Below are 25,627 nucleotides of genomic sequence, written 5' to 3'. Positions count from 1 at the left end.
TTAGCAAAAAGTCGTTGCATTTTGCTTTGCTGAAGGCCTACTGAAGAAGATCTATATTCAACAAACTCTTTGCAAAACGATCCAGAAATTTTCTGGCCTCCCTTAATCCTTCAGTTAACTCATTCTCACTTACCTCATGAGCGCGGTGGATAATTCCATCCCGACGGCCTATGAGCGCACTAATCCTGTCACGGTGAGGTAAACGCTGGGGTGACGTTAGGACGCCGATACGCTGTAATGCGTCTTGGAATGCGCGTAACGCTTCCCTTGGGCCGAGCGTCTCTGTACCGTTTTCTTTGAACGGCGACAACGCCAAATCTTCGCGTCGCTCGAACAATCCGTAGAGAAACATCTCTACAGCATGGACCGTGGCGATTGCCGCGAGACGTCGATTATTTGATCCGCCTTCATGTTGCAACTCTTCGGCCTTGCGGAAGAAATCTCGGGCCATAAGTAGAAAACCGTCTACCTGGGCAAGCATTTGGTTGCGATTGGCTAGATAATCGAGCACAACCCCTGCGGTAAACCCCTCAGACCAAGGATCAACTTCCCAATTACCATTCTCATCTTGCAGAGAGACTAACCATGTATCTCCCGACTCAAGCAAATGAGGTACGTCTGCAACCAAAGACGATCTACGAATTGCTTCCAGGACGAGCACGGTACTCATCAGGTCAGGCTCGTTCAAATCTTCTTCTCGCGGAAACGCTCCATTGGGCAGAGCTTTCGACAGCAGCCATGTGACAGCTTGGTCCACAACTACGTGGTAGCGGTCGTCTCCCAGACGCTGTAATGCGACCACAGCGAGCGCAGTAGCTCGAATGCTCTGTGGTTGGGTGTTGTCGTTGCCAGCCGTCCAGCCCCGTCCCTGAGATTGCCGCTTTGCCAGCCAACTTGTGAGGACTGATATCTCTCTTTGCAGTCTTCCTACCAGCGCTCGACTTCGGCTGACTCTCCACAGATAAAAGCCGACTTTCTCAATTAAATCTTCTGGGGCTTGCTCGTCCCTGCCAAGTTCCATCATCTCTTGAGCGGATCGATCTATTGCCGCATCCAGTCTGTTTTTCTCAGTTGCGGAGCCATAAAGGCTAAGAAACCAGGTGTAGGACATATTCCATGTCGATGGCAGATCATCATTGTCATCGTTTGTCTGGATAACTTGTAGCAGGGCATTACGACCTTCTGGCGTTCTAGGCTCTATGCCCACCAGTGGAAATAATTCTGGAGTCGGGAACTCGAGTAAACGCGCAGGTAGCAGGGCCATGGCCTTTTCAAAAGACGGAGGGTAAGCAGCCAGCTCGTCGAGTAGGGCTGTTGTCTCGCCTCGACGGCGATCACGTTTTGCCTCCGTGAATTCAGCGGCGACTATCGCCACAGGACGTTCGGCGCGTTCGGCTGTGCCGGTGGCGATAAGCTCTACAGGGAGGTTGCCATCCTTGATAGCCCAATGGGTTCTATGCCTTTCGAACTGCTGGATGTCGAGTTGTTCAGCAATCGCGAGCACGGAGGAGCGTTCTAGAAACGCGTGCTGCTCATCTAGCTCAAAGTCAAACGTTAACTCTGAACCTCGGCGGGTAATGTTCCTGGCTCGGCCATGGCGAATAATCCGATCGTGCGCTCCACCCGCACCGACCTCGTACATGAGGAGCATGGGAATGCTCTCCAGAGCCCGGATCGTTTCCGGGCGCGCAAGATCGACGTTCGCGGCCTCATCCCCGCTGTATTCCTTGAACCGGACAATTGGGAAGGAGTATGGGGGGGTTTCCCACATCTCATTGTGGCCAGCGACTAATAAATTAAACATCCATGTACCTCGATCACTGCATAAATTCGAGAAGAATTCGCTCTGGGATGGCAGCTATGGGCATTTCGGCCGTTCATGACTACGATGCATGCCGGTCAAATCTAATGCAATGATCGATCGATCGGTCGTTAACAAAATGGGGAGCAATTACCTGCTATTACCCAGAGAGAACTGACCTCACATTATCCGTTTTTCACCATAATGGCCATGCACCGGAATGCTCCCAACGACATACGATGTAAGTTTAGGGTATATCCGCATTGTGCAACGCCCCCAAAAAAGCCCCTTTGGTGAGGGGCTTCCTTAGTAGATGCCTCAAAAATGCTCTAACTATGTATTTTTATTGGGGGGAATAAGCAATGCGGGGCGTTTTCATTACTGGCGCTATCAAGCAACCGCTTCTTCGGGAAGCGAATCGAGAGGGTCTGCATTGCCCTCAGGCTCAATGTGACCCGCAGCCTCGCGCTCCTCCTTCTCGGCGCTCACTTTGGCTTCTGCCTTTTCGATATCTTCTTGGAGCTCTGCAACTTTGCTGGCGTATGCCTTTGCTCGCGCGCTCTGACCGAGGCCAACGAGTGAGCGGATCAGCCGGGCCATTTGGTTGCTCTTGTTTGCACGAAATTCCTCAGCTTCCGAGCTATCGATTTTCTCATGCAGCCAGGCGGTATCGACCTGGATAATCAGGTGGTCAAATGCCTGAAGCAGGCTGCTCATCCGCTTGATTTCTGGGCTGGTGATTTCGAATTCGCGAGTCAGTGGTGAGCTGTACCCTGCAAGCTCTTTGATTCCCAGACTCTTCAAAAGCGTGTCCATCCGCTCAGACTCGTCACGCACGGCTACTTCCATGCGCTCGATTTTCTTCGAGACCGCATCAACCACCGCTTTGTGATCAAAGGTCTTGAGGTTTTTGGCCAGCTTGCGGGACGTAACGTCGATGATAAAAAGAGCCGTCATGAGGCTATCGAAACGGTTGCCGGCGAAGAACTTCGCCTGCTCAGTGTTCAGTACCATCTTTCCTTTGAGGGATGGCTTGGAGTATTGGTATTTCGTCGGTTGTGGTTGAGTGGTCGCCATTAGCGGTTTCTCCGGATGTTGGTGGCCGGACTATTGCACCAGCTTGCGGAGCCTCTGGATTTCGATTTCACGCACGAATAGCGTCGGAATTTGAGGTGCGTTTTTCTGGTTGACGACAGAGTGAAATGGCGGCGAGAATTGCGGCACTCATCGGCCAAGGTCGATTAAGAATTTGCCTCCTGGAGGCCATTGACCCTAAGTGACAGCATGCTGCTGCCACTGGTACCCAAGACGTGTATGCGTCTGGGAGCAAGCCAAGCTGAGCTTATCAGCTTAAAAACCAAGCCTACGTTCGCGTAGCGCCGATCAAAAAAGGAAGCCATTTGGCTTCCTTTTTTTGTGTCAAAAAAACCCTGACGGGGAACTCCCGTTAGGGCGTTCTCCGTTCTAAAAAAATGGAGAACTGAAAATGGCATCTACAACCCTCAAAGTTAAAGTGCTGACCGCGTTTGGCTTCCTCGTTGCTATGTTGGGAGCTGTATACGCACCGCAGTTTGCAAAGCATGTTTTGCCTTTGACACTCTGCGTGTTCCTCGCTGTGGTGATCCTGAATGCTGAGCAGATCCTGCGTGGTGTTCTGAGCTACCTACGCGGTTGTCTGAAGGCTTCGGCTCCTCAAGCAACCAAGACCTTACCCAACGCCCGTTGGTGTAGCAGCGTCGATTATGACAACTACTACATTCCCTCCTACCTGCGTCGCCAGGGAGAAGAGAAATGATCCGTGTTGACTTCGATGTTCCAAGCTATCTCCGACTGCCACAAGGGCTATGCATTGTTTCAGAGCGCCTGGCCCATAAGCTTCCCGAGCCAGAAACCAATGAAACGATGCACCAGGCGCTTGAACCGGTGGTGATCAACAAACTGTACCGGCCGGAAGGCCGCAACCAGGTTGCATCGATCGAGAACCAAGAGCAGGGCGAGATCAAAGGGGAGTTCATCCCTCGCGAATCCCAGCCCGCGCATCAAGAAACAGCTCAAGAGATCCAAGTCGCCCAAAGCGATGAAGATCAAGATGAGCGCGCACCTGAACTCAATTTCCAAGGCGTTGCTGGCAGGTCTGTTACCGGCGAATACCGCGGTTCAGGTTTCGCCCACTATCGGTTTCTCAAGAAGAACGGAAAGTCGTTCTTCTTGCGTATCGGTGAACACCTGGTTTGGGGAATCGAGCTCAACGCTCAGCTACGCAAATCTGGAGCGCAACAAGGTGACAATATCTCGCTGACATTCCTTGGCAAAACCGCCGTGAGTGTGCTCAAAGAGGTCGTTGTCGACGGTAAGAAAGAACAGGAGTGGGTTGATACCTACCGCAACTCCTGGGAAATCAAGATCGTGAAATAGCCAGCAATGCGCCCTTCGGGGCGCATCTCAACCAAACGGAGGTACCCATGTCCAAAGACTCAGAAGGCAATTACGCCCCAGAGAAACAAGATGTGCTGGTAGCCGCTGATGGCCGCTGGCATGACATTTACGCAAGCCTCGCATCTTCATTGGTGCCGGCACACAAAAAAGCAGGACGTGGGGTTCCATGTCCGGTGCATGGTGGGGAAGACGGGTTTAAGATTTTCCGCAAGACGGCTGGATCGTCGAGCGGTGGTATCTGCCGTACCTGCGGAGTCAAGGCTGATGGCATAGCCTTGCTGATGTGGGTCAACCGCTGGAGCTTTCACCATGCTTTACAGGAGGTTGGAGCATTGCTCCGGGTCAAAGACCCGTATGGACGCACCGCTGATGGATTTATCCCAAGCGTTGTAATCCGAAAGGAGCGAGCCCCAGCAAAACCAGAGGCTTCAGACGATTGGCTGCGTGAAGCTATGCGCAACCTGTGGAAGGGAACCGTTCCTCTCACAGACCCATCAGCGGAACCAGCAAGGCTCTATCTTCGCTCCCGAGGCATTCTTGCTTGGGATCGACCAGAGCTGAGCCGCTACGTTCGCTTTCACCCGGAATTGACCTACAAGGACAAAGCCGGCAAGCGTTCTAAGCATCCAGGGATAGTGTGTACGCTCATCGATCCTGAAGGCCAGGCTGTGACCATCAACCGTCACTACCTGACGATGAAGGGTGAGAAAGCCGATCTCGCGGAGCCGAAAAAAATGTTTCCAATTCCCAGCAACCGCAAGCTTCCCGGTTGTGCGGTGCCAACATCGCATCCAGGAGAAGTCTTGGATGTATCCGAAGGATTGGAAACAGCTCTGTCGGTAGAAACAGCCATGGGTATACCAGTATGGCCCTTGGTGAATTCCTACTTGTTGGAGAACTTCGTACCACCAGCCTGCACCAAAGCAGTCCGAATCTGGGCTGACAAGGACCGCAAGGAGGGTGGCCAGAAAGCGGCATTGACCTTGAAAAAACGTCTGTGGGAAATGGGGATCAAGGCACAGATAATGTTGCCCGACATGCCCATCCCTGACGGCTCCAAAGGTGTCGACTGGAATGACGTTCTTCGTGAACGTGGTTCCCTCGGCTTCCTAGGCCACGAGGTCTATCGCGCACAGCGATAGGCCTCTGGCCTTCTCAACTTCCCCCTCTTTTTCCGACCGTAAAAGCGCCTGAAAACGCGCCCCCTCCTGTTGGCCAACGCTCACAATTCGAGCATCCCCATCTTGGCCAGACGGACTCATGACGCCCCTAAAATTTCCCATCTTGTTGCTTGCTGCCGCTATAAGCAGCACTTCCCTTGCGGGAGAGACCAAGCCCGCCGAGTCAAAAACGCCCCAGGTTGCTGGTTCTTCGTTCTACCAGGACAAAGAGCGCGGCTGGTTCTGGTACGAAGATCCGCCTCCTGAACAGGAACCCGAAAAACTCGAGCCCGCGCCGGTTCCAGCGGCCCCACCTCAAGCCGAAAGGGAAGCCTCCGAACCAGCCGCGCCCGAGCTGCCCCCGACCGGCAGCGTGGCGTGGATTCGGGAGATGCTTCCGAAACTGCGTGACGCAGCAATGGATAACCCTACCAAAGAGAACGTGAGTGCATATTTTTGGGCCAACCGAATCATGATGGACAAGGCCGAGCGATTCTCACGCCGCTCAGCTGACGTAATCCGAAATGATCCACTGCTCGATGAGGACATGCGTTATCCGGCTTCCAACGCCGCCTCAGATGCTTTGGCAACTGCGGCCGGCAAGCAGAAAGAAACCCTGTTGAAGCTCATCGCTGGCAGCTCTGCGCTGATGTTCTTCTACAACGGTAACGACTGCATTCTGTGCGAACAGGCCCAGGCAGCGGTCTCTGCTCTCGAGTTCAGGTACGGGTTTACTGTCATGCCCGTCTCGATGGATGGGGCCCCCCTTCCTGGCGGCAAATACCCAAACACACAGTACGACACTGGGCTCGCAGAGCAGCTGGGCATCATCACCTCGCCTGCGCTGGCCCTAGTCATCCCTCCGAATGACGTGAAGATCGTCAGCTTCAGCACCGTCTCAATGGAGACGGCAACCACTCGGATTTTAATGGCAGCGAATGAAGCAGGGCTGATTTCCGATCAGGAATACAACGCTACATCCCGCCTTAACACCATGGGTTTGATCGACGCCACGAAACTGGCTGACGCACCGCCCGACGCAACAAAAAACCCTAACGAATTCGTGAATCGGATGCGCGATGAAGCTCGTCGCGCCTTTCAAAAAGACAACGGAGGTGCCCAGTGAAAATCAAACCGATCGCCCTTGCTGTAGCGCTGATGGTGCCCTTCGGGGCTCACGCGAACATTCAACAGCAGGTCAATGAAATGTTCAGCGGCATGATCAACGTCACCAGTCCAGGGGCATATAAAACAGCCACACGCGGCGTTATTACCGGCGGGTCCGTTGTCCTTCGGAATCGGATATCCACCGCCAACCTCATCAGCATTACCCCGCCAAGCGCAAAGGGTGGATGCGGGGGGATCAACCTTTACAGCGGCTCGTTCTCCTTTATCAACGGCGAAGAGTTTGTAGCGCTCATGAGGAATGTGGCGTCGAACGCGGCTGGCATTGTTTCGGGCTTTGCCTTTGAGTTGGCCCTCGATGCGATGGACGCTCAGACAGGTGGTGTGATCCGCAACCTGGCCAACAAGATCCAGGCGCTCAATCAAATGTTTTCCAACAGCTGCCAGCTGGCGAGTGGGTTGGTTACGAATGCCAAAAAGGCATACGAAGAAAGCACCGACTTCAAATCCGCGATGACGGCCTTCGGGTCGAACGTCTCATCTGACTTCTTTACCGCGAAATCCACCAAAGAAGACTCACCAGCCAACCGGATTGCTGCCTCTGGTAAGGCCGTTCAATGTGAGAACACAGGGAATGTTCTGTGGTGCGCCATGATGAAGTCTGGCCTCCAGTCGCAGATCCTATTCGGCAGCGACGAAAACGCGGAATTCATCATGTCGATGGTCGGCAGCTACAACGTGTCGCTCACCAACGACGCCAGCGGGGGGAAAAACTTCGCTGCGCATCCCATGCCGAAGCTGATCACCGGCGAAGGTCTGAAGATTCTTGTTGAGGGCTCGGCCAACCTTGATGTCAAGGTCTACCAGTGCGACCAGGATGACCCGGACTGCTCAGACCCGAACATCCGAACTCTCACCAGCTTCAAGGGCCTCGAGACTCGAATCCTAGAGGATCTTCAAAACAACGGAATCCTTGAGCGTTTTGCGAACGGCACTGCAACCGCTGCTGACGGAAACCGGATTGCATACCTCGCATCAAGCCGAGTAGGGGTGAATTTGATGAAGATCACCCAGAAGGCAGGGGCTCAATCCGGTTATGACTATCTGAACCAGTTCGCCAAGAAAATTGCTGCTGATGCTTCGATGAGCCTGATTTATCAGCTGCTTGGGCATACAGAGAAAGGCCTGACCAGCCTGAATATGGCGGATGCAGGGAAGGTGATTGAGGACCTGCGGGCTACCAAGGGTGAGCTCATGGATGAATACCGCTCGTACATCGAGGAAGCAATGCAAGGCAAAGATGCCGATGGCCAAGCCGAGAAAATGCTCCAGATGGCCCCTGTGTTTGATAATGGAACCCTGCCACAGGGAACCATCAACGATAACGCAGGCGCGTAACGGAGATATCCATGGACTTCACTATCTACACGACAGGCAGCGCCGAGTTCCTTGAGATCATGCTCAATGCCTGCGCAATGATCACAGGCAGCGGTGACGCAGAAGACCTTGCCCGTATTGGCGCGCTGATAGGCTTATTTCTGTTGGCGTTCCAAGCTGTTTTCAATAACCAGGCCATTACCTTCGGAAAGGCGGGCCTTGTGCTCGTCCTTTACATGATGTTCTACGGCCCTACAGCCACCACTGTTATCGAGGATACGGTGTCGTCGCAGGTGCGGGTGGTGGACAACGTGCCTCTTGGCCCTGCCTTTGTCGGCTCAGTCATCTCAACGGTGGCCTACGGCATTACAAAAACCGCGGAGCAGGCATTTTCTACTCCAAGCATGACCGACTACGGGCTGTTCTCGAGTCTGAGCACATTGTCGAAAGTGCGCGACGCTCTTCGGAACCCGATGGCACTGGACGGCTTCCAAAACTACCGAAAAGCGGACGGGTGGGATCTGCCCCGATCGGTGAACGAGTACATGACATTCTGTTCACTGAACCCCGTGGCGCTGAGAACGGATAAGACCTTGACCGACCTGTACCGATCGCCTGGCTGGGCGGAGGTGCTGTCAAACCAGAACTCATCGATGTTCATCTACGTCTATGACGGTACCGCCGGCACCATGAAAAGCTGTGCAGAGGCGCGGTCGTTTCTCAACGCCCATTTGCAGAACGTCTATACAGACGTGCTAGAGGACATTCTCCAGAAAGGGTTCAGCGAAGAGGCCAAGACCAACCGCATGACCAGCGGTATCCAGGTTCAAGCCGCTACTGACCAAGCTATTCAGAGCCTCGCACTGAGTAGCAAGTCGGCTCAGGACTACGTTTTGACTTCGCTAATTGCGCCGATTTTCAACGATTCCCGTGTCGATGCCATGAACCATTGGCAAGAGCAAAGAGCCGCAATGGCTCTTCGCGAATCGCTCAACCAGCAAGAAATTCAATGGGCGGGGAAGGGCGACAGCTTCAAACACTACATGAGACCGATGATCGCCTTCTTCGAGGGCATGCTCTATGCGATGACGCCGTTCATGGCCTTTGCTTTGCTCCTGGGTGGGCCTGGCCTTTCTATCCTCGGCAAGTATCTCGTGTTGCCGCTGGCGGTGGGTTTGTGGATGCCGCTGTTGAGTATCGTGAATGCTTTTACCCTCTGGTATGCAGGCTCCCAGATGGAAGCCGTATTCAACGGCTACGACCCCACAGGTTCTGGTTTCGCAATGCTCCAACTCATGGACATAGACAAAGCCATCGGCAAGGCACTGGGTATTGGCGGTCTGCTTGCGGCGTCCGTGCCTCCATTGGCACTGTTCATCGTTTCCGGCTCTGCCATGGTTGCCAACAGCGTCATGAGCCAAATGACGGCAGGCGACAAATTCAAGTCCGAAGACGTGAATCCTCGGGCCCAGGATAGCGCACCTGTTCTCAGTCAAAATGCCTCGTTTACTTCCGACCAGGTAAGCTCCGGGGTGAGCAGAACGGGATCGCCGCAGCTTGCTGAGACGATAACCGGCGACCAAGCTGCGAGTGCAGTCCTTCAGAGCGCCCAAACCGCCTCGCAAACGGCCACGAGCCAGTACCAGAGCAACCTCTCAGCGGCAGGCCAGCAACTAGCCTCGACGAGTACGGGGCGCGAAGCGATGACGCAAATGGGCGAAAGCATCAAAGCTAGCGATGCTCTCAAGCAAAGCTCTTCCTATAACCAGGCAGTTGAGAATCTTCGAAGCAGTGGTTTCTCTGAGTCGTCGATAAACATGGCAACCGCAGCCTCAGCGCTTGGTGGGCAAGCCGGCCTGAAAGGCATCATGGCCAACCTCAAAACCAGTGATGGCAAGTCGCTTTCCGAAATGAGCGGCACAGAGCGTCGAACTGCCGAAAAATCTCTCTCGCAGTTAAGTTCTTCCGTGGAGAGCGCTAACACCCGTGACCTGACATTTGCCACCGGTGATGCCTTCCGTGACTCGTCGATGGCCCAAAGTAGTGTTAGCAACACTGATCAGATAAATCAAAGCCGCACTGAAGCTCTACAGGCACAGAATACGTACAGCCAAGCGGCTTCTCAGCAAGACACCATCAGGGCAAGTCAAGGCCTCAATCTTCGCGATGCAGCGATCAAGTCGCTATCGAGAGGCGGGGTATCTCGAGCAGAGTCTGGCTTAGAACTTCAGCGCATGGCTGGTGCAACTGATGAAGGGAAAAAGCTCTTCGCTGAAGCATTTAATAGCCAAAGCATCAAAGATATGTCGTCGAATACGGACGAGCAGAGGGCGATGGCGGCAATCCGGGCGATTAACCAGCAAGGCAGGCTCGGCGAATTGGTCATGAGCCAATTCAATCCATTCGACTTCAACGTAGCTCAGGGTAATGCGGGAGAGTTTGCAAACATAGCAGACAAAGCCGGCGCAGCAACGGCCGGGAACTCAGGTTTGCAAGGCGAGTTCAATTCAAGATGGCAGGGTAACAGTGACGCATATGCAGGTGCTCAGGACATGAACATTTCTGCTAAGGAAGCGGCTGAAGACCAAGGTGCTGAGCTTGTCGGAAACCGTCATGCGGAGAACAGCCTAGCCCCACAACTCGCGCATGCTCGCAACAGTGAGGATGTTAGAGGGGCGGCAGATTCAGAGGCCGCGCAGCAACTATCGACCTTCGGTAAGAACTACGATGATAAGGGCTTGATGATCAAGGCCGCATCGGCGGTTCAGAGCATCCAGTCGGGCGGCAAAACGCTTACGAACTTCCTGGCTGGCAACGAGAACACACAATTCAGCAATGACGTTTCTGAAGGGCAGCAACTGGGGCTGACAGATAGCCAAGCCGCACTTCGAGCAGCTAGCCGGGCAGGCATGCCAACGGACTCTGATATTTATCAGTGGTCCTCCTACCACACCTACTCGGAAGCCATGATCGCGTCTGGCGGGGATGAAGACTATGCGAAGGGCGTCCATGCTTCATTGACGTACCAGGCAGCAGGAAGTGATGGAACATCTGCTGACCGGCCGGTTGTGGAAACTGTCGCTGCGGGCAATCGTCACAATCCCCTGCCCAAAAACTTTAGACCTGCGGCAATTGAAAATGCTGAACAACCCAAACAGGCCAGCGGACCGAGGAGACCGTCAATCGAATGAGTAAAAAAGGGGCTTTATAGCCCCTTTTTAGTTGAAGCCGACAAAGACAAATCGGTAGATCGCCATGACAGCGAAAAAGAGGGCGATTCCACCAATGATAGTCAGCTCCAAAGAAATCGCTCGAAGCCCAAGAATGGCATCACGACGCAAGCGAGCAAGCCCGCTTTTCCGAGGCATCCCATTCCACTCCTCGCTCAAACAGAAGGGGCAGATGCTTTTGAGAGGCTTCTCACCCCCGACCTGCACACCATCGACATAAATCGATCGCTCCATAACCACACGTGGAACCATCATTTTCTTGCAGCATTGGCACTCAGCCTTGTCGTTTCGCATCTCGTTCACCCCTCGAAAGTTCTTACCCTAAGAATCTCACAGCGCGCTGTAAACCCAAGCGAATCTACGTAATGGCAGGAACTGGCTAGGGCAGGCCTCTCCCTGGATGGGTAGACACCTCACCTTCGCGACTGCGGGCGAGCCTGGCGCACAACGAAACCTTTCTCTCTATCGACTGCCCAATTCATCCCTTGAAGAGTTCGGCCAGCCAACCCTTCACCGCGATGGCAATTCGCTCCCGCAACAGGAACATCAAAACAGACAGGCCAAGGCTCACGCCCAACGCCTCGGCACCCAAGCGGGCGAACACGACGATGTTGATCAGAAGCAACACCATGATGCCAAAAAACTCAGCATTCGCTTTTGCTCCAGTGAGAACCTGCTGCTCAGTCAGCATCCACTTGGGCGACAGGCAAAACGGACAAACCGAAGACTCCGGGTCCCGGCCACCAACGGGGACGCCGCTGATGTAGAAGGGGGCGCTAGTGACCACCTTCGGGACCATCATTTTCTTGCAGCACTGGCACTCAACTTTGTCGTTTCGCATCTCGTTCACCAATGAACTCTTCCGCCACTAAACCGCATGTGCGGTTGTCGTCGGAATTTCGCGGGTCGTTGACTTGGGCTTGACCGCTTGCGCGGACAGCGGCTTGAGTCTCGCCGTCACGCCCGTCCCAGGCGTGTCTTGCAGTATCCAGGCGTCGAGCAGTACGACCCTGGCGCTGTTCTGATCCCTCGGCAGCACGCAGCCACAGGCACAGCGGTGCATGCGCTCACTGAGCAGTTTGGGCACGATGGCCCAGCAGGCTGAACAGCGCTGCGAGGGTTTTAATCGGCGCGTATCGGACAGATGCAAAACGGAACCAGCTTCGTGCGCTTTGTAGGTGAGCATCTGATGCGCCATGCTGAAGCCGGCCGAGAGAATTTCCCGGTTCAGTCCAGCCTTTTGCCGCACGCGACGGCCCGGTTTCTCAACCGTGCCCTTAGCGCTGCGGCTCATGTTCTGGGGTTGCAGTTCTTCCGTGGCGATCAGGGCGCAGCGCTGCACCAGGGAAGTCGTTTGTTTATGCAGGAAGTCGCGCCGTCCATCTGCAATGCGCTGGTGCAGACGGATGATTTCCTGGCTTAGCAGCCGATAGCGGTGCGAACCCCGCTTCCTTCTGGCGCGTTGTCGTTGCAGGTTGGCCAACTGGGGCAGCGCCTCGCGCAGCCAGCGGGGGTTTTCGATCTGGCTGCCATCATCAAAGTTGGCCCAGTGACTGACGCCCAGGTCGATACCAATTGCATCGTCGCCTGTTCGCTCACGCCGACAGGCGGACTCGGGCACCCGTAGGGTGATCGAGGCATACCACTGATCTTGGCCGGTGGCGTGATTGCGGCGGCGGCTGAGGGTCAGGTCATTCGGCGTGAAATCGGCGAAACGGTGGCGGCCCCGCAGACGAATCATCATCGCGCCCTTGCCGCTGCCCAGCCGCAACGTGCCGCCGCGCTGGCCGAGCTGCTGGAGCTTCCAGCCGGCTGGATCGGGGTAGGAGAAGCCCGAGTAGCGGGCGCTGGATTTGAAGCGGGGAAATCCCGGTGACTGGCCAGCTTTGACCCGGCGAAAGAACGCCTGAAAGGCTCGATCCAGTCGGCGCAGGGTCTCTTGCAGGGCATGACTACCCAGCTCGACCAGCTCCGGCCGAAACTGTTTTATGACGGGTAACGTGTTCTGTTGGTCGTAGTAGCTGATACTGATACCAGCTTTGCGGTACGCCTCGATGCGCTCCTGAAGCGCAGCGTTGTACAGTTCGGCGTGCAGGCGCACCCAGCCGTCCAGCCGTTCTTGCTGGCTGACATTGGGGTAAAGCCTAAAGGTCACTTTTCGCCTTTGCATGCTTCCGACCCTACAGCATCTCACCCATAACCCAAGTCGTCCGCTTGGCATGCCGCCTGGCTACGGGCCTGGCAGAGGATGTTCAGTGGTTGCACCAGATGCATCGGCCGGGCTTGAGCGCGTAACGAGCATTGATCTCCTTGCACTTGCTGCATGGGGTGAGAGTGATGTCTCCGGTCTTCATTGCGTTGCTGAGCTGGTAGCCATTGGAAGGGGAGATCATATCGCTGGCCTCGACGCCAACCGCTTTACACAGCTCCACATACTCACGATGAGCCGCAACCACCGCGCGAGCATTCGTCCGCCGAAGAGGATTGTCGGCGAGCAGCCTGTACACAGTGAGGTAGAGCAGGCTGTGAAGAGGGCTTTCAGCCAGTGTCTTATTCGGTGCCTGTATGCGCCCGCTTTGGGACTGGACAAGGGGGGTATCCCGTAGCAAGGAGCGCTTCATCCGAACTACCTCGTCTGCATTCAATCCTGTCCATTGCGCGACCAGCTTCGGCTGTAGCTTCTGCTGAAGCAACTCGGTCGCAACCACATCGAGGGGCATCGTAGACGGATAGTCTTTAACCCGGCCTATGCCACTTACGCCAGGCTTCAGGAAGTACCGAAGGTCGCCAAGCAATACGGTGGTCACGTCTCTCAGTTGATCATCTGGCGATGATAAGTTCATCCTCAGCTTCCTGAGGTTGCACCTGGTGCCAATCGAGAACCCGCCGCGGCTCACCAGCATCATGCGAGAGTCGAAAGATCCTGCCTCGAACACCCGATACCCAACATCGTCGAGGCCTACAGCCAGAATAGGGCTTGTTTCGTTGACGCGGGAGAAATGACAAAACTCCATGAACATGACCATCTTGTTGCCAATCTCCCTGAACTCCTCATCGTCCAGGTAGCCCCTGCCGACTTTCAGGGTGTTGTAGTGAACACGGTAGAGAGAAACGGGAAGGGCATCTACAGCGTTCAACTGACGCTGGTTCGCGCTCAAAGACGAAAGCCAAACCATATCGCTTTGAGTCAAGCGCTGCTCGGCGAGAATGACATTGAAATCCCGCAAGCCAGATGTCAGCCAGCGCAGGCCCATTTGTATCATCGATGCGTTGATCTTAACTCGCATGTCCCTGCCCTTACTTTAAACGCTGTAGTGAACGCCAAATGCTGAGCACATTACTCGCATACTCGCGTGCGTCAAGTTCACGCTTTGGGTTTCGTGTATGGTACCCACCAATAGCAAGTTGCATATCGACAGGATATTGAGCAATCGACTCGCAAAGTATCTGAGCACCAACGCGGATGTTCACCTCGGGGTCAAGAAGAAACTCCGGGCGCGCTACTCTATTGCCGTTCCAACGATAGTTTATTTGCATAATCCCTATGTCGGTGAGGATGTCTTCGGCAATATATTTGCCGAGTACAGCCTTGGCATCCATGTAGGTATTAGGGTACAGAGCGCCACTAGGTTCATTGCGAAGCGCAAACGGGTGTGGTGCAATCATCCCTTTTCCGGCAGATGTTTTAGATTCCTTTAGAGCTAGTGAATATAGAAGCAGAGGGTCCGGCTTGCATGCGGAGGCCATTGACGCTCGCTCCCACATCGTTCCTTTTAATGAAAAGCCATTAGCTTTAGCGCTCACTGAAGTACCTATGGCAATGCATGCAGATACTGCAATAAAAGAACTGATACGGATATTAAACATTTGCCCCCCTTATCCAGCTGGCAACTGGACGAGAGGCTGGCTCATTACTGACCTGTTCCTTTTTGTCATCAGCAACAATATTATCTTGCTGAGTATCTGCTTGCTTGCTTTTAGCATCTTCGGTCGCACTAATCATGCTTAGATATAGCGCTGCCATTGCAACAAGTCTTTTACCCCGATAATCGGGGTCAATAGTTTCAAGATGCGCGTGCAATTCTTGTGTCGCTGGCGTGACTCGACATTGTAGTCTCATCGTTTTATCCACATTCCCTCCTTAGCGCGTCCTTGCGCACCCGTTAAATTAAGAGCGTGCGATATGCCAGAAACCTTCGGCATTGCTTTTTACGCTGTTCACGGGCTTGACTACCAATGCATCGGGAAATTCTTTTCTGGCAAATGGCTCATACAATGAGGCTCCCCCGCCGCCGAGGATCACACAGTCGATAGCACGGCCCTTCAGGAATCGAAGTCCTTGCTTAATCTCAGTGAAAACGGATGGGATAACACGTTCGGCAGCACGCTCTAGATATTCTGCAAGTTCAACCTTGCGGCCATAAATCAGGATGTATGACTTACCCGACTGGAGCGCATGTTCAATCTTTTCTACGCCAGGAATACCGCCATGATCCTTCGCAATCTCTTCATTGCACGCTTCAAGTACAACAGACATAGCCTTGAGGCTGCTGCTGCTGGAGTTGACTACCAGCTCGCGATGGTCAAATACGACCCAATCAACACTGAAAAATCCCGGATCGATAATGATCGAAACTGACTCCTCAATAACTTCCGATGCATCTGAGTTGCAGTAGATCTCTGTCAGAGTCCCGATCGGCTGAGCAACAACCTCTACTCGCTTAACGGTAACCTCTCGCTTTGGCGTAATGCGATGCGTCCCAGTCATACGCTTTACTAGGGCTTCCACATAGGCCTTATCGCGAGCCTGCGAGACAGGAAGGCCAGTTACTAAGCAGTCAATCACGTCTTTATCACCCGCAGCATGCAGCAGAGCTCCCTTAAACAGGGCCTCATAGGCGTGCGAAGACGTGTAATCCTCGTGCAGTTCTCGTCCATCCTGAACACGGCCGGGCGCGGCAAATGCCACCCAGGGCGCTCCATCAACCTCCACGATTACTTCACCAGCGCGTAACCCAGAATCCCCAGGCAGAACGCTCAAGGGAGCGGCCTGCGAGGGGCGAATAATCGACTCCGGATGCCCATCCCCACTGCCAAAAACGCCAATCACGTTGCTGTAACCAATATCCAGACCTAAGGCGTTACCCATTCGAATGCCGCTCCCAGCAAAAAATGACAAAAGAAGTGCGTCAGATGACGACGCGAATGACCCCGCAGCACATGAAACCCCACATCCAAAGAATCCCAAGCGCTATATCTGCATCACCCGGTCACCAGATGACGACGCACCGTAATAATCAGCCTTCCTGAAAGCTTTGGGCTTCGTTTTCAGGACGTTTTAGCGTCTGAAAACGATCCACGCCTTCTCTGTCGACCCGCAAAATGCTCCCATCCACAAAGGAGCAACATATGAACTCACCCTCTGAAGCCCCCAAGCACCCAGCAGTAGCGGAGCTTGATCGCGTCTATTCCAGCCTTGTCGGCCGAGCGGAGGAGCTGCGCGACTCTTTCTTCCAGACAGCCCTTTCACTGCACGCAGGTAAGCCAGGGCACATACCGATCGTGATCCGTATCCGGCAATCCAGCCCGAATGCCGTCACCATCGAATGGGCGAAAGTCATTTTGCCGAGGCTCAAGGAAGGCGAAGCCAAGAAACCGCGGGTCATCCGGACAATCAATAAGGGTCAGGGAAGCAAGTACCCGGTCTCGTCGTTCTCATTCGTCAAGGAGCCCTTGAAGAACATCGTTCGGGCCTACGAAATCCAGCTCGCCGAGATCCGGGAAACGTGCTCGGTCATTCAGCGAGTCCGCCGTCAGCTTGTCCCTGCGGTGAAGAAAGCTGGCGTGGTTGACGGCTCGATTTCTGCGTTCATCACTCATGATTACCCCGCAACGTCCGACTAAGCGAGTCGCCTGGGAACTGTGCCGAAAAATGGTGGAGCCCAACAAAATCAAGGGCTCCGACCTACAACACCTCTTCACGACACCCCTTCACGACACCCTTCGACGATGACGACACCTCTTCACAGTACCGTTTGCTGCAAACTGACCCGGCTGAATAGCCGCGACGCCTTAGCGGGCGGGCGTTTCAGTCCAGCAACACCCCTTCACAACACCCCTTCACGACACCCCTTTGGCGATGACGACACCCCTTCACGGCAACCATCTGACGTGGATATCGCTACACGCCCCGTTGCGCGGGCCTTTCAGAGCGGCGCGCATGAAACTAGCCCCAATGCGATTTTCTCTCTATGTGAGGTGAACCGTCAGACTCCCATAAGCAAGCGAGGTGGTGTGAGGGTGGTTTTCCTGAACCTGTGTCGCGAAGCGGGTGAAGGGGGTGTAACGGAAGTGAGCAAGCACCTGCGGGCAGGTAGAGGGCGGGCAGCGGATTCGGAGCGCACTAAATCCTTGGGATTGATTGCGATGGTGGGAGCATTGGCACAGCGCAAATTTGCGGGCTGGAGTAAGCAGCCAGGATTGAGAGGGAGTAAATCTCATGCTCGGGAGCGAACAACTGGAACTACTGCTTGGATCAATCGGCGCGTTGAGTGCCGGGTTAGCAACCGCCTGGCTGACCTACTACGGATCGAGGTATGTACTCAGCGATGCGAAAACCGACTGCGCGAAACTGCGGGCGGCGATGAAAGCCTTGGCTGGCAAATCTGCGAGCGTAAGGGGAGGGCCTAGCGAATGATCTTCGCGAACCTGCCATACCTCGGAGCATGGACATCAGCAATCCACGGGATGATTTTCACTGGCATGTGCATTACCGGCATCGCTTGCTGCGTAAGCTTGTCGATCAAGTCAGCATTGGTTGTCACCAGCGTGATATCGAACATAAAGAGCCGGCGAAACACGGCAATGAACAGGCGGTGACATTTGGAGTTTAGAAAAAGAGATGACGGCAGGTTATTCCCGCCGGTGCTACCAAACGGCGATTTCATAGGCGTTGCCCATGGGAGCCAACTCCGGCAGGTTCTTTTTTCAGTGCGGGATGACGGCCTGTACGGGGAGGGTGTATTTCTCCTATGGCACGAAATATCCGGCGTATCCATCACTGACGCCAAAGGATTCCAGGTTCGGAGCGGAAAATATGCCAGCGGCGGAATTGGATTTTACGCAGGGGCATCTGCTCTGCTCGATTTGACTGGGGAAATCGTTACCCGGATAGATGGATACACTGTCGACTACTGCCTGATGAACCGAATCAGTTACGAATCAAACAGGAAGATCTAGTTCGATGCTGCGTTCGTGCGCTTTTAAACGTGTCGCGAAGCGGATGGATGCATGTTGTTAAGGTGAACCACAAATTTAGGGACAAGGGGATTTTATGTACGGCGTTAATGAGTTGATCGGGGCCAGCGGTAGTTTTTCTCTTGAAGGATACAACCTCCCTGCGGATAAGGAGTGGTCTGAGGAAATATTGGAGGTGCTGCATGCAGACATTCCGGGCAGTCATGATCTCCTAATTGCAATCGTACTCACTCAGGAGTGCGCAGGGTTGCGTGAGCGTAGTTCTATGGCGATGGCGGTAGTGCTTAGTGAATACGAGTCAACGCTCGGGCAAGCGGATGCGTTGCGAGCAAGAACGGTTTTTGCCGCCGCTATCACAGAGCTGAAGATGGTTCTCGATGAACTTAAAGACCAGCCGCAAGCAGAACAGGAAAAAGTGTTGTCGCGTTTGGGGGAGTATTTCGGGGCTGGCGTCCAAAAGTTGGACACCTCCTTTGAGGGGATGGAGCAAGTATACTTGCTGAGCAACCCCAATACGGGGAGATATTGGTTGTCGCTGAAGCGTCATGCTTAATAACGTGTCGCGAAGCGGAGGATTGAGCGGTGAGTGAGTGCGCGACTGGAGACAAGAATAAGCGCGCTCGCGCACTGGACAGAATCAAGAAATGTTTTGCGCTCGCCAAATCCAGCAACCCGCATGAGGCCGAAGCAGCAATGCGGCAAGCCCGCAAACTTATGGATAAGTTCAAGCTGGAGATAGGCGATGTGCATGCCACCCAGACGGAAGAATTTTCCCTGCGGATCGGTAAAGCCAAAAGCGTTCCGCCACAATGGATTCGCATGTTGTCGATGACGGTTTCTAAAGCGTTTGGCTGTGTGAGTTTCTACAGCTATGGCCCTGACGGGCAATCGCTGATTTTTATTGGAGAAATCGGTAGCGCTGAAATGTCGGCCTATGCGTATGAGGTGCTTATCCGGCAACTGAAAGACTCCAAGAGAAAATACCTCTCAGGAGTCAGTATTCAGGGCACAGTTCAAAGGCGCAAAGCGGGGGTGCTGTATGCGGAAGCATGGATCATCGGCGTACACAAACGAGTAGAGGAATTTTCCGGCGTTACGGAAGAAGTGGAAAGGGCAATCCACGCTTATACGCAGAGAAATTATCCAGGTGTTCCGGTCACAAAGATGAAACGCCGAAAACTGGATATGGATGCGTACCGAGCCTACATTCAGGGCAAAAGGGACGGTGAAAGCGTTTCTCTGCACAAACCCATGGGGCGTGACGAGCACAGGCAGTTGGAGCTGGAATGACGCAGGGCCCAGGAATAAGTCCCGCTCGAGCGGGATTTTTTTCGCCCGAGGTTTGTCCCCTGAAAGTGGGGGTAAGCCTGTGGATAAAGTCCTGGCGTGGCGGTCTGGGAACGCTCCCCCGGCGATGCTCAAATTTCAACCAGCCGGGCGAAATTCGACATTACACTTGACGTTCGCAATCGAGACAGAGATATTCCTCTCGGCACACGGGTAGGTGCCTGCCGTCCACATTGGCAAAGCGAAAGCACTACCGACAAACCAACGGAACCCTTATGGGTGCTCCGAAGTGGACACAGAGCATCAGCCTTTGGAGGCTGCCGTATGCAAAACCCAATCACACTCCGCGATATCGAAAACCTCAAAAAGCTCGCCAAACAGGCAAAGGCCCTTCACCCAGGACTGAGCCATGCGCAGCGCCTCAACCTGATGGCGCAGCATCATCTTCAAGCACGCAGCTATCACGAAGTTCGTAAGTGGGTCGCTCGCTCGTTAGAGCAGCACTACGAGCGGAAGGACGGTGGCGTGGTCTACTGCAAGCTCTGCCGCTTTTCGTTCGTCCCCGATGTAGCCGAGGACTCGACTACTCACGAGAAGCGTCACCTCAATTTTGAGGACGCTCTTTTCTCCCTTGGAGCGTTACCAGCTGCACATGCCACCCGAGAGCAAAGGAAACGCGAGGCGCATAACCTGATCCATTCCGCACCGTCCGCCGGCGAGGAACTGGCTGGAGTCGAGCAGCTGGTCAACGCCTGGTATGACCGTTCGCTGGAATCCGCGATCGGCAATGGAGACTGGAAGAAACACCCGAGCCTTGCCGAGTATGCCGCGATGATCGTTCCAACCGTTGAGGCCTGGTTGCGGCAGAGCAGGGTGTTGTACCTGTCCAAATACGGCTGCAATCGAGGCGTGATCCCAGAGGGTCAGACAACGTGGGTTCAGCCTGAAGGCTGATAGGGTTGGGTCTTTTGGGGAAGCTGCGACAATCGGCACGTTGATTGATCCCATCTTCCCCAGGACTTCCCACATGAGCCGAGATACCTACGAAGCCAACATCGCCTTCATCGACCAGACGGTAAAGCGCCTGGAGCGCAATGAAGTGAGCATCGACGAGTTGGAGACCCTTGCTCGCGAATTTGCGGATGCCCGTAAGTTCTGCGCCGACCGGCTTACCCGCATCGAGGGCGTTGTTCAAGCAACCTTGGGCGCTGAAGAGGGACAGGCCGGTGAGCGCACCTGATCCGATTGAGCAGCACCTCACTCTCAGCGCATACCTTACCCAGATCCAGAAGGCCATCCGTGCTGCGGTGCCAGACAGCTGCTGGGTTGTTGCAGAACTCAGTGACTTCAAGCGCCGCCCGAACGGCCACTGCTACATGGACATCTTGGAGTCGCGTGAGGGAGCCGAGGTCGCGAAGGCACGGTGCACCATGTTTGCGAACGTCGCCGGCAAGGTACTTGGTGAGTGGCAGCAGGCAACCGGAGGCCTGCCCCAAGCAGGAATGAACGTCCTGCTGAAAGTGAGGGCGGATTTTTCCCCTCAGTTTGGCTTCTCCCTGATGGTCACCGGCATCGACCCGAGCTACACGCTGGGTGACATGCAGGCCAAGATGCAGAAGATCATTGCCTCCCTGAAGGAGCGGCAGTGGTTCGACCTACAGCGGGGACTTCCCTCTCCAGGGGGGTTCTGGCGCGTTGCGGTTGTGGCTCCGCACGAGGCTGCTGGGCTGGCCGATTTTCGGCGTGATGCAGAGCAGTTGGCTGCGGCCGAGGTGTGCGGCTTCGAGTATTTCTCAGCGACGTTCCAGGGGCGTGATGCATCAGACAGCATCCGCTCTGCGTTGCGGACGGTTCATGAGCAACATCAACAGCAGCCATTCGACGCCGTATGCATCATCCGCGGGGGTGGGGCGAAAAGCGATCTGGCCTGGCTCAACGACGCGAACCTTGCGGCTTGGGTGTGCCGGTTGCCTGTTCCGGTATTCACCGGCATTGGGCACGAGATCGACGAATGCGTGCTTGACCTCGTGGCACACCGCCGGTTCGACACACCATCGAAGGTCATCGGGTTCATCAAAACAGCGCTCATGTCTGAGGCCTCAACTGCTCGGGCTCAGGTCGAGCGGGCCAACGGCATGATCTTGCGCCTGGTGTCTGGGCAAGCCCCGCATCTGGATCGCGCTTGGAGCACCTTCAGCCGGCGGGTGACGGAAACGCTCCATGGGGAGCATCGGCAACTGTTGCAACAGCAAAGCAGCCTCGACAAAGGCCGAGACCGCCTCCTCAGTCAACAGCGCATGGCCCTCCAGCTCGCGCAGGATCGATTTTCAAGGCTCGGGGCTGGTCTGTGTGTAGCTGAGCGCCAAAGGGGGCTGTTTGCCGCCTCGAGGGTGGCTTCCCTGAGTAGGGCGCTGATCGCCAAGGAAATTTCGCGCCTGGAGCTTGCATGCACGGTCTACGACAAGACAAATCCGCTTGCACTGCTCGGGAGAGGCTTTGCCTTAGTCCGTGGCCCTGGTGGGGAGATAATCAGCAGTGCCCAGCAGGCTCGCGATGCAGGCAAGCTGGATCTGGCCTTCGCCGATGGCCATGTCATCGCCGCAGTTGAGGATCGCTGAATATGGCTAGTCGCGGCCAACCTTACACCCCATGCAAGCTGTACATCGATGGCGCTGGCGACCTGAGCGCTGGCGACTACATCCTCACTTCCGGTGGCTCGGCCTACCTGGTGCAGGCTACTCGGCCCAGCCCAAGCAAACCTGAGCGCCTGTATCTGGATTGCCTGCGCTGGCCACCCGATCAGATTCCCGAGGACGCCAGGTGCTACCAGCTCAACTGGTACCGGCGTTGAGAAAGTGTGACCTTCGGCTGGCCTGGCATACACTGGATAGCTGGGCCCGCCGCCGGCGATAGTGCTGGTGGCGGTCGACGATGTTCATTTCACCGAGATAAAAGTGTGAGCGACCCGGTTCTTTACATCCCACTGCTGGCTTCACAGGCCGACATCTTGGTTGATCCGAGTAGTTCTGCTCGTGTCCTACTGGGGCAGTGGGACGTGCCCCAAGTGGCTTCGGTGGCTGTCATCCAGAATTTACCGGCCCTGGACGGAAAGCCGAAAAGCGAAATGCTCGTTGAGAAGGCCCTGGCCGAGTTGATCTCAGTTGGAACGGAACTGAGCCAAACGCATCCACCTGGTACGTTTTCTAGCCTGATTGCCGGCCGATTTAAGCGAGAGTTGTTTGAGCGAGGGCTGGCGCTTATGCCTCGGCTGCGGCTGCGCTTCCTGGATGAGGAGACGCTGGACGCGACGCAATTCCTGAATGGTGGCCACTGGGACTTCAACTTCTGTGCAGCGCACACCCAAAAGCTCAACCCGCTCAAGCATTCGTTCGAGACCCCATCGGGGAAAACAATTTCTCTGTCGAATCAGCAGAGCCGGACGTTTCGCGTTATTCACGCCGAACCCGATGAGAGCATCCATATCCAGGGCCTGGCTGGTACCGGCAAGACCCACATGATCGAACGCTTGGTGGACTCGCTTTCATCATGTCGACCACTCGTGCTGGCGTTCACCGCGGTGCAGCTCCAGGCCTTGATGCAGCGAATCGGAGCCGCGAACGTGAGAGGAATGACGTTCGGAGATCTCGCCAACTACGTGCTTGAACGAAGTGTCGGTTATTACAGGCCGGGCAAGCGGGCATCCGCTCGGCACCAGGTTACCCCGGAAGACATCGCTTCCCGGTTAGGCTTCGGGTCGATAAGTAGGCTCAGTCCAGCCCAAGTAGCCACGGCCTGCGCGAGGATGGTTGCCTCCTTTTGCAACAGCACTGACCTTGCCTTATCAGAGCAGCACATCCCCAAAGGGCTTACCCTCGATGCCGTAGATCGCTTGGTACTGGTAGGGTATGCGCAAAGGCTGTGGGACCAGACCATAGAACCAACCGATCAGCGCCTTCAGCTCCCGCTTCGCGGCTATCACCGAATCAAGCACATGACCCTTCTTCATGAGGCGGTCATAGGTCTGGAGTTCACCCACATCATTGTCGATGAAGCTCACGACCTGAGCTGGCCACTCTCGGTATTTCTCGACCGCTGTACCCAGCCCGTGATTACCCTGGGTGACGCATGCCAGCGCCTGGATGGGAGCTACTACCAACGGGCTAGCACACTCCGCAAGCACGAGATCACCCACTCCATTCGCGCCGGCCGGCAGATCGAGGGAGTCATAAACCCCCTCATCGACAAACACCCGATACTGAAATTGGCTTCGCTCGAGGGCAACAACGGCATCGAGACAAAGGTTGTCTACTACGACAAGCCAGAGGTTCCCACCGGGGCCGTGACGATACTGGTTGATTCCGAGTGGGGATTATTCGAGTGGTTTCAGCGCCTGGGGAGCGCTGGCGCGACCTTCAGCTTGCTACCTGGAGCAATCAACACTTTCCGCCGGTTCATTCTCGATTGCATTGGCCTGTTCCATGATCAGGTACGGCCAACCCACAGCGCGCTCTTCAGGTACACCAACTGGGATGATCTCCGGGCGGACATGGGCAGCAAAAATAGTAGCTTTCAGCGCATCGACCGGATGCTCAGTAAGGGCTATAGCTCATCAGAGTTCGAGGCATCGTTACTCAACCTCGATGCGTCAGGGACAGCCCCGCTACAGCTCGGCCGGGTCATGGACGCACGCAATTCAGAGATCGACGCTGTGATGCTCGCGCCAGACTTGCTCAGTCAAGTAGGGCCTGGTGACCGCATTGCGGCGAGCAGGGCTTTTGCAGCCCTTTACACGGGTGGATCGAGAGCTCGTCACAAGCTCATCGTTCCTGGTTATCTCCGGGACTGGGCGTCTGATATGTCCACGGCAGCGAAAGCTCAGATAACCCCATCTTCATGATGGTGGGCTCCATGAAAACAGTGCTGTCTCGAAGGCAGCGGCCAACAGCAATTGAATGGCGTGGCTGCAACGTCCTCCTTCGCTAGAGAGAAAAGATCACCCTGGTCATCGGCATAGCACAGCGCGGCATGGAGCGCAGGCAGCGTGTCGGCGAAGCGTGTCACGCTGGTACCGTCGAAGGAATTAGCACTGGCGGCAGCGCACATTCCGATCCGTCGAGCGCTGTTGACCCGGCCAACGTGGTAGTAGCAGTTGCGGCGACGAGAAAGGACACCCCAGGCAGCCATGGTTTGCAGCTTCCAAGGGGTGCTCCCTCCGAGAAATATCCCTACGGATGGGCTCAAGAACTCACGCACATCGTCTGGCTCCATTCCATCCTGCACAGCAATGAGCAACCTTTGAGGGAATCCCTTTAGCCGATCCAGCCAGCGCAGGCTGAAATCCAGCGACTCCATTCCACCTGCCACGATGTCAGGTAGGACAACCCAGTCAGCGTCTTCGCCAAGAAGATCCACGGCACGGCCGAAAGCACGCTCATCGAACGGCGTGCCCTGCTGGAAAGCGCTCCACGCTCCGTTGTCCAAGGCGTAATGCTCGAACCCCTCAGTGCGCAGAACCCCGGCCGCAGAAACGAGTAAACGCCAACCCGCCCCGCGCATTGCTGCGAGGTTGCGGCGTGTGCCCGTTCGGCTTGCATACGAGACCATCGGCGGAGGGATGTAGCCAAGCCGCTCCTCAATATCCAGCTCCATGTCGGCTGACCCGTCCATGCAGTAGTAATCGGCATAGGCTGCTAGCGCTTGGGCATTGCCTTGACGATGGCCATCGCGGTAAGCCTGAAGCCAAGCGGGGAGGCGGTTGATTTCCATGCTGGTGGTTCCTGGTAGGAGGTGGCCACCGTCTCATTTCCTACCGAAATCCCAACGGCCGCTGGCGCAATGCCTGATAGGGCCAGATACAAGCACTCCAGATAGAAATTATCCCCCTGAGTAGGGAGAACGTTTTCTGACCGCTTTACGACCTGATTACGGCCTTGCTGGCGCTGACGGCGTGGAAT

25 protein-coding genes are annotated in these 25,627 nt (G+C 55.2%); 14 read left to right on the top strand and 11 right to left on the bottom strand.

The annotated features are described in order from the left end of the window. Positions 1 to 37 precede the first annotated feature (37 nt). Positions 38 to 1,804 carry a terpene cyclase/mutase family protein gene (locus tag JFT63_RS24955; RefSeq protein ID WP_198844949.1) on the bottom strand — a complete coding sequence of 589 codons (1,767 nt, stop codon included), beginning with the start codon at positions 1,802 to 1,804 and terminating at the stop codon, positions 38 to 40. Between the two features lie 387 nt (positions 1,805 to 2,191). After that, positions 2,192 to 2,878, bottom strand: coding sequence for a hypothetical protein (locus JFT63_RS24950; RefSeq protein ID WP_013100915.1), 687 nt, complete (start codon positions 2,876 to 2,878; stop codon positions 2,192 to 2,194). A gap of 409 nt (positions 2,879 to 3,287) precedes the next feature. Between JFT63_RS24950 and JFT63_RS24945 the strand changes: the two genes are divergently transcribed. From JFT63_RS24945 to JFT63_RS24920, 6 genes are all read left to right on the top strand, one after another. Then, on the top strand, positions 3,288 to 3,596 hold the full coding sequence (locus JFT63_RS24945) for a hypothetical protein (RefSeq protein ID WP_033050417.1): 309 nt from the start codon (positions 3,288 to 3,290) through the stop codon (positions 3,594 to 3,596). Continuing rightward, on the top strand, positions 3,593 to 4,216 hold the full coding sequence (locus JFT63_RS24940; protein ID WP_028621620.1) for a hypothetical protein: 624 nt from the start codon (positions 3,593 to 3,595) through the stop codon (positions 4,214 to 4,216). The genes JFT63_RS24945 and JFT63_RS24940 overlap by 4 nt, the downstream gene beginning before the upstream one ends. A gap of 47 nt (positions 4,217 to 4,263) precedes the next feature. Next, positions 4,264 to 5,379, top strand: coding sequence for a DUF7146 domain-containing protein (locus tag JFT63_RS24935; protein WP_047297007.1), 1,116 nt, complete (start codon positions 4,264 to 4,266; stop codon positions 5,377 to 5,379). 118 nt (positions 5,380 to 5,497) lie between these two features. Beyond that, positions 5,498 to 6,523 (top strand): conjugal transfer protein TraF, encoded by a 1,026-nt coding sequence (gene traF / locus JFT63_RS24930; RefSeq protein WP_047297005.1) that lies wholly within the window; start codon positions 5,498 to 5,500, stop codon positions 6,521 to 6,523. Next, the gene (locus JFT63_RS24925; RefSeq protein ID WP_047297003.1) at positions 6,520 to 7,920 is read left to right on the top strand and encodes a conjugal transfer protein TraH; all 1,401 of its coding nucleotides are present in this window, start codon (positions 6,520 to 6,522) and stop codon (positions 7,918 to 7,920) included. Before traF ends, JFT63_RS24925 begins: the two co-directional genes overlap by 4 nt. Before the next feature lie 11 nt (positions 7,921 to 7,931). Beyond that, a complete protein-coding gene (locus tag JFT63_RS24920; protein WP_047297001.1) occupies positions 7,932 to 11,090 on the top strand; it encodes a conjugal transfer protein TraG N-terminal domain-containing protein in 3,159 nt (1,052 codons plus the stop codon). 27 nt (positions 11,091 to 11,117) lie between these two features. On the opposite strand, the gene JFT63_RS24915 is transcribed toward JFT63_RS24920, so the two are convergent. The 7 genes from JFT63_RS24915 to JFT63_RS24885 all read right to left on the bottom strand — a co-directional run bounded on the left by JFT63_RS24915 (position 11,118) and on the right by JFT63_RS24885 (position 16,278). Further along, a complete protein-coding gene (locus JFT63_RS24915; protein ID WP_043859881.1) occupies positions 11,118 to 11,423 on the bottom strand; it encodes a hypothetical protein in 306 nt (101 codons plus the stop codon). A 184-nt stretch (positions 11,424 to 11,607) separates the two neighbouring features. Beyond that, positions 11,608 to 11,979, bottom strand: a complete 372-nt coding sequence (locus tag JFT63_RS24910) for a hypothetical protein (RefSeq protein ID WP_169715582.1) — start codon at positions 11,977 to 11,979, stop codon at positions 11,608 to 11,610. Positions 11,980 to 11,997: 18 nt separating this feature from the next. Next, positions 11,998 to 13,299 carry an RNA-guided endonuclease InsQ/TnpB family protein gene (locus tag JFT63_RS24905; protein ID WP_028621615.1) on the bottom strand — a complete coding sequence of 434 codons (1,302 nt, stop codon included), beginning with the start codon at positions 13,297 to 13,299 and terminating at the stop codon, positions 11,998 to 12,000. Positions 13,300 to 13,381: 82 nt separating this feature from the next. After that, complete coding sequence (locus tag JFT63_RS24900) at positions 13,382 to 14,416, bottom strand: hypothetical protein (RefSeq protein ID WP_013100922.1); 1,035 nt, start codon at positions 14,414 to 14,416, stop codon at positions 13,382 to 13,384. A gap of 10 nt (positions 14,417 to 14,426) precedes the next feature. Then, positions 14,427 to 14,996 carry a transglycosylase SLT domain-containing protein gene (locus tag JFT63_RS24895; RefSeq protein ID WP_013100924.1) on the bottom strand — a complete coding sequence of 190 codons (570 nt, stop codon included), beginning with the start codon at positions 14,994 to 14,996 and terminating at the stop codon, positions 14,427 to 14,429. Continuing rightward, entirely contained in the window at positions 14,989 to 15,261 is a 273-nt protein-coding gene (locus JFT63_RS24890) for a hypothetical protein (protein WP_080922816.1), read from the bottom strand. The genes JFT63_RS24895 and JFT63_RS24890 overlap by 8 nt, the downstream gene beginning before the upstream one ends. A 36-nt stretch (positions 15,262 to 15,297) precedes the next feature. Then, positions 15,298 to 16,278 carry a ParM/StbA family protein gene (locus tag JFT63_RS24885; RefSeq protein ID WP_028621613.1) on the bottom strand — a complete coding sequence of 327 codons (981 nt, stop codon included), beginning with the start codon at positions 16,276 to 16,278 and terminating at the stop codon, positions 15,298 to 15,300. 260 nt (positions 16,279 to 16,538) lie between these two features. Between JFT63_RS24885 and mobI the strand changes: the two genes are divergently transcribed. Beyond that, positions 16,539 to 17,033, top strand: coding sequence for a conjugative transfer protein MobI(A/C) (mobI, locus tag JFT63_RS24880; protein ID WP_013100926.1), 495 nt, complete (start codon positions 16,539 to 16,541; stop codon positions 17,031 to 17,033). Positions 17,034 to 17,815: 782 nt separating this feature from the next. Here mobI and JFT63_RS24875 read toward each other — a convergent pair. Continuing rightward, positions 17,816 to 18,076 carry a hypothetical protein gene (locus JFT63_RS24875; protein WP_161969142.1) on the bottom strand — a complete coding sequence of 87 codons (261 nt, stop codon included), beginning with the start codon at positions 18,074 to 18,076 and terminating at the stop codon, positions 17,816 to 17,818. A 386-nt stretch (positions 18,077 to 18,462) separates the two neighbouring features. Here JFT63_RS24875 and JFT63_RS24870 point away from each other — a divergent pair, with 386 nt between their 5' ends. The 7 genes from JFT63_RS24870 to JFT63_RS24840 all read left to right on the top strand — a co-directional run bounded on the left by JFT63_RS24870 (position 18,463) and on the right by JFT63_RS24840 (position 24,570). Then, positions 18,463 to 18,939, top strand: coding sequence for a hypothetical protein (locus JFT63_RS24870; protein WP_198844948.1), 477 nt, complete (start codon positions 18,463 to 18,465; stop codon positions 18,937 to 18,939). A gap of 29 nt (positions 18,940 to 18,968) precedes the next feature. Continuing rightward, positions 18,969 to 19,676 carry a DUF2786 domain-containing protein gene (locus JFT63_RS24865; protein WP_060765412.1) on the top strand — a complete coding sequence of 236 codons (708 nt, stop codon included), beginning with the start codon at positions 18,969 to 18,971 and terminating at the stop codon, positions 19,674 to 19,676. A gap of 321 nt (positions 19,677 to 19,997) precedes the next feature. Next, positions 19,998 to 20,627 carry a hypothetical protein gene (locus tag JFT63_RS24860; protein ID WP_013100930.1) on the top strand — a complete coding sequence of 210 codons (630 nt, stop codon included), beginning with the start codon at positions 19,998 to 20,000 and terminating at the stop codon, positions 20,625 to 20,627. A 73-nt stretch (positions 20,628 to 20,700) separates the two neighbouring features. Then, positions 20,701 to 20,913 carry an exodeoxyribonuclease VII small subunit gene (locus JFT63_RS24855; RefSeq protein ID WP_013100931.1) on the top strand — a complete coding sequence of 71 codons (213 nt, stop codon included), beginning with the start codon at positions 20,701 to 20,703 and terminating at the stop codon, positions 20,911 to 20,913. After that, complete coding sequence (gene xseA, locus JFT63_RS24850; protein ID WP_060765411.1) at positions 20,900 to 22,291, top strand: exodeoxyribonuclease VII large subunit; 1,392 nt, start codon at positions 20,900 to 20,902, stop codon at positions 22,289 to 22,291. The genes JFT63_RS24855 and xseA overlap by 14 nt, the downstream gene beginning before the upstream one ends. 2 nt (positions 22,292 to 22,293) lie before the next feature. After that, on the top strand, positions 22,294 to 22,524 hold the full coding sequence (locus JFT63_RS24845) for a hypothetical protein (protein WP_060765410.1): 231 nt from the start codon (positions 22,294 to 22,296) through the stop codon (positions 22,522 to 22,524). 105 nt (positions 22,525 to 22,629) lie between these two features. Continuing rightward, positions 22,630 to 24,570 (top strand): AAA family ATPase, encoded by a 1,941-nt coding sequence (locus tag JFT63_RS24840; RefSeq protein WP_083377955.1) that lies wholly within the window; start codon positions 22,630 to 22,632, stop codon positions 24,568 to 24,570. Here the strand turns inward: JFT63_RS24840 and JFT63_RS24835 are convergent. After that, positions 24,549 to 25,439 (bottom strand): hypothetical protein, encoded by an 891-nt coding sequence (locus tag JFT63_RS24835; RefSeq protein ID WP_016969805.1) that lies wholly within the window; start codon positions 25,437 to 25,439, stop codon positions 24,549 to 24,551. The two genes, JFT63_RS24840 and JFT63_RS24835, sit on opposite strands and share 22 nt — an antisense overlap. Between the last annotated feature and the right edge of the window lie 188 nt (positions 25,440 to 25,627).

The sequence above is a fragment of the Pseudomonas sp. MF7453 genome, assembly GCF_016405455.1.
Taxonomy (GTDB): domain Bacteria; phylum Pseudomonadota; class Gammaproteobacteria; order Pseudomonadales; family Pseudomonadaceae; genus Aquipseudomonas; species Aquipseudomonas paralactis.
The sequence above is the reverse complement of the archived record's forward strand: the minus strand, read 5'-3'. Positions and strand labels throughout refer to the sequence as shown.

Excerpts from the sequence above, each read along its gene's own strand:
- JFT63_RS24905 (WP_028621615.1), bottom strand. The coding sequence starts at position 13,299 with ATGCAAAGGCGAAAAGTGACCTTTAGGCTTTACCCCAATGTCAGCCAG.
- JFT63_RS24870 (WP_198844948.1), top strand. The coding sequence starts at position 18,463 with ATGTACGGCGTTAATGAGTTGATCGGGGCCAGCGGTAGTTTTTCTCTT.
- JFT63_RS24885 (WP_028621613.1), bottom strand. The coding sequence starts at position 16,278 with ATGGGTAACGCCTTAGGTCTGGATATTGGTTACAGCAACGTGATTGGC.
- JFT63_RS24955 (WP_198844949.1), bottom strand. The coding sequence starts at position 1,804 with ATGTTTAATTTATTAGTCGCTGGCCACAATGAGATGTGGGAAACCCCC.
- JFT63_RS24860 (WP_013100930.1), top strand. The coding sequence starts at position 19,998 with ATGCAAAACCCAATCACACTCCGCGATATCGAAAACCTCAAAAAGCTC.
- JFT63_RS24945 (WP_033050417.1), top strand. The coding sequence starts at position 3,288 with ATGGCATCTACAACCCTCAAAGTTAAAGTGCTGACCGCGTTTGGCTTC.
- JFT63_RS24835 (WP_016969805.1), bottom strand. The coding sequence starts at position 25,439 with ATGGAAATCAACCGCCTCCCCGCTTGGCTTCAGGCTTACCGCGATGGC.
- JFT63_RS24950 (WP_013100915.1), bottom strand. The coding sequence starts at position 2,878 with ATGGCGACCACTCAACCACAACCGACGAAATACCAATACTCCAAGCCA.
- JFT63_RS24855 (WP_013100931.1), top strand. The coding sequence starts at position 20,701 with ATGAGCCGAGATACCTACGAAGCCAACATCGCCTTCATCGACCAGACG.
- JFT63_RS24875 (WP_161969142.1), bottom strand. The coding sequence starts at position 18,076 with ATGAAATCGCCGTTTGGTAGCACCGGCGGGAATAACCTGCCGTCATCT.
- JFT63_RS24940 (WP_028621620.1), top strand. The coding sequence starts at position 3,593 with ATGATCCGTGTTGACTTCGATGTTCCAAGCTATCTCCGACTGCCACAA.
- traF (WP_047297005.1), top strand. The coding sequence starts at position 5,498 with ATGACGCCCCTAAAATTTCCCATCTTGTTGCTTGCTGCCGCTATAAGC.
- JFT63_RS24900 (WP_013100922.1), bottom strand. The coding sequence starts at position 14,416 with ATGCGAGTTAAGATCAACGCATCGATGATACAAATGGGCCTGCGCTGG.
- JFT63_RS24935 (WP_047297007.1), top strand. The coding sequence starts at position 4,264 with ATGTCCAAAGACTCAGAAGGCAATTACGCCCCAGAGAAACAAGATGTG.
- mobI (WP_013100926.1), top strand. The coding sequence starts at position 16,539 with ATGAACTCACCCTCTGAAGCCCCCAAGCACCCAGCAGTAGCGGAGCTT.
- JFT63_RS24920 (WP_047297001.1), top strand. The coding sequence starts at position 7,932 with ATGGACTTCACTATCTACACGACAGGCAGCGCCGAGTTCCTTGAGATC.
- JFT63_RS24895 (WP_013100924.1), bottom strand. The coding sequence starts at position 14,996 with ATGTTTAATATCCGTATCAGTTCTTTTATTGCAGTATCTGCATGCATT.
- JFT63_RS24915 (WP_043859881.1), bottom strand. The coding sequence starts at position 11,423 with ATGCGAAACGACAAGGCTGAGTGCCAATGCTGCAAGAAAATGATGGTT.
- JFT63_RS24845 (WP_060765410.1), top strand. The coding sequence starts at position 22,294 with ATGGCTAGTCGCGGCCAACCTTACACCCCATGCAAGCTGTACATCGAT.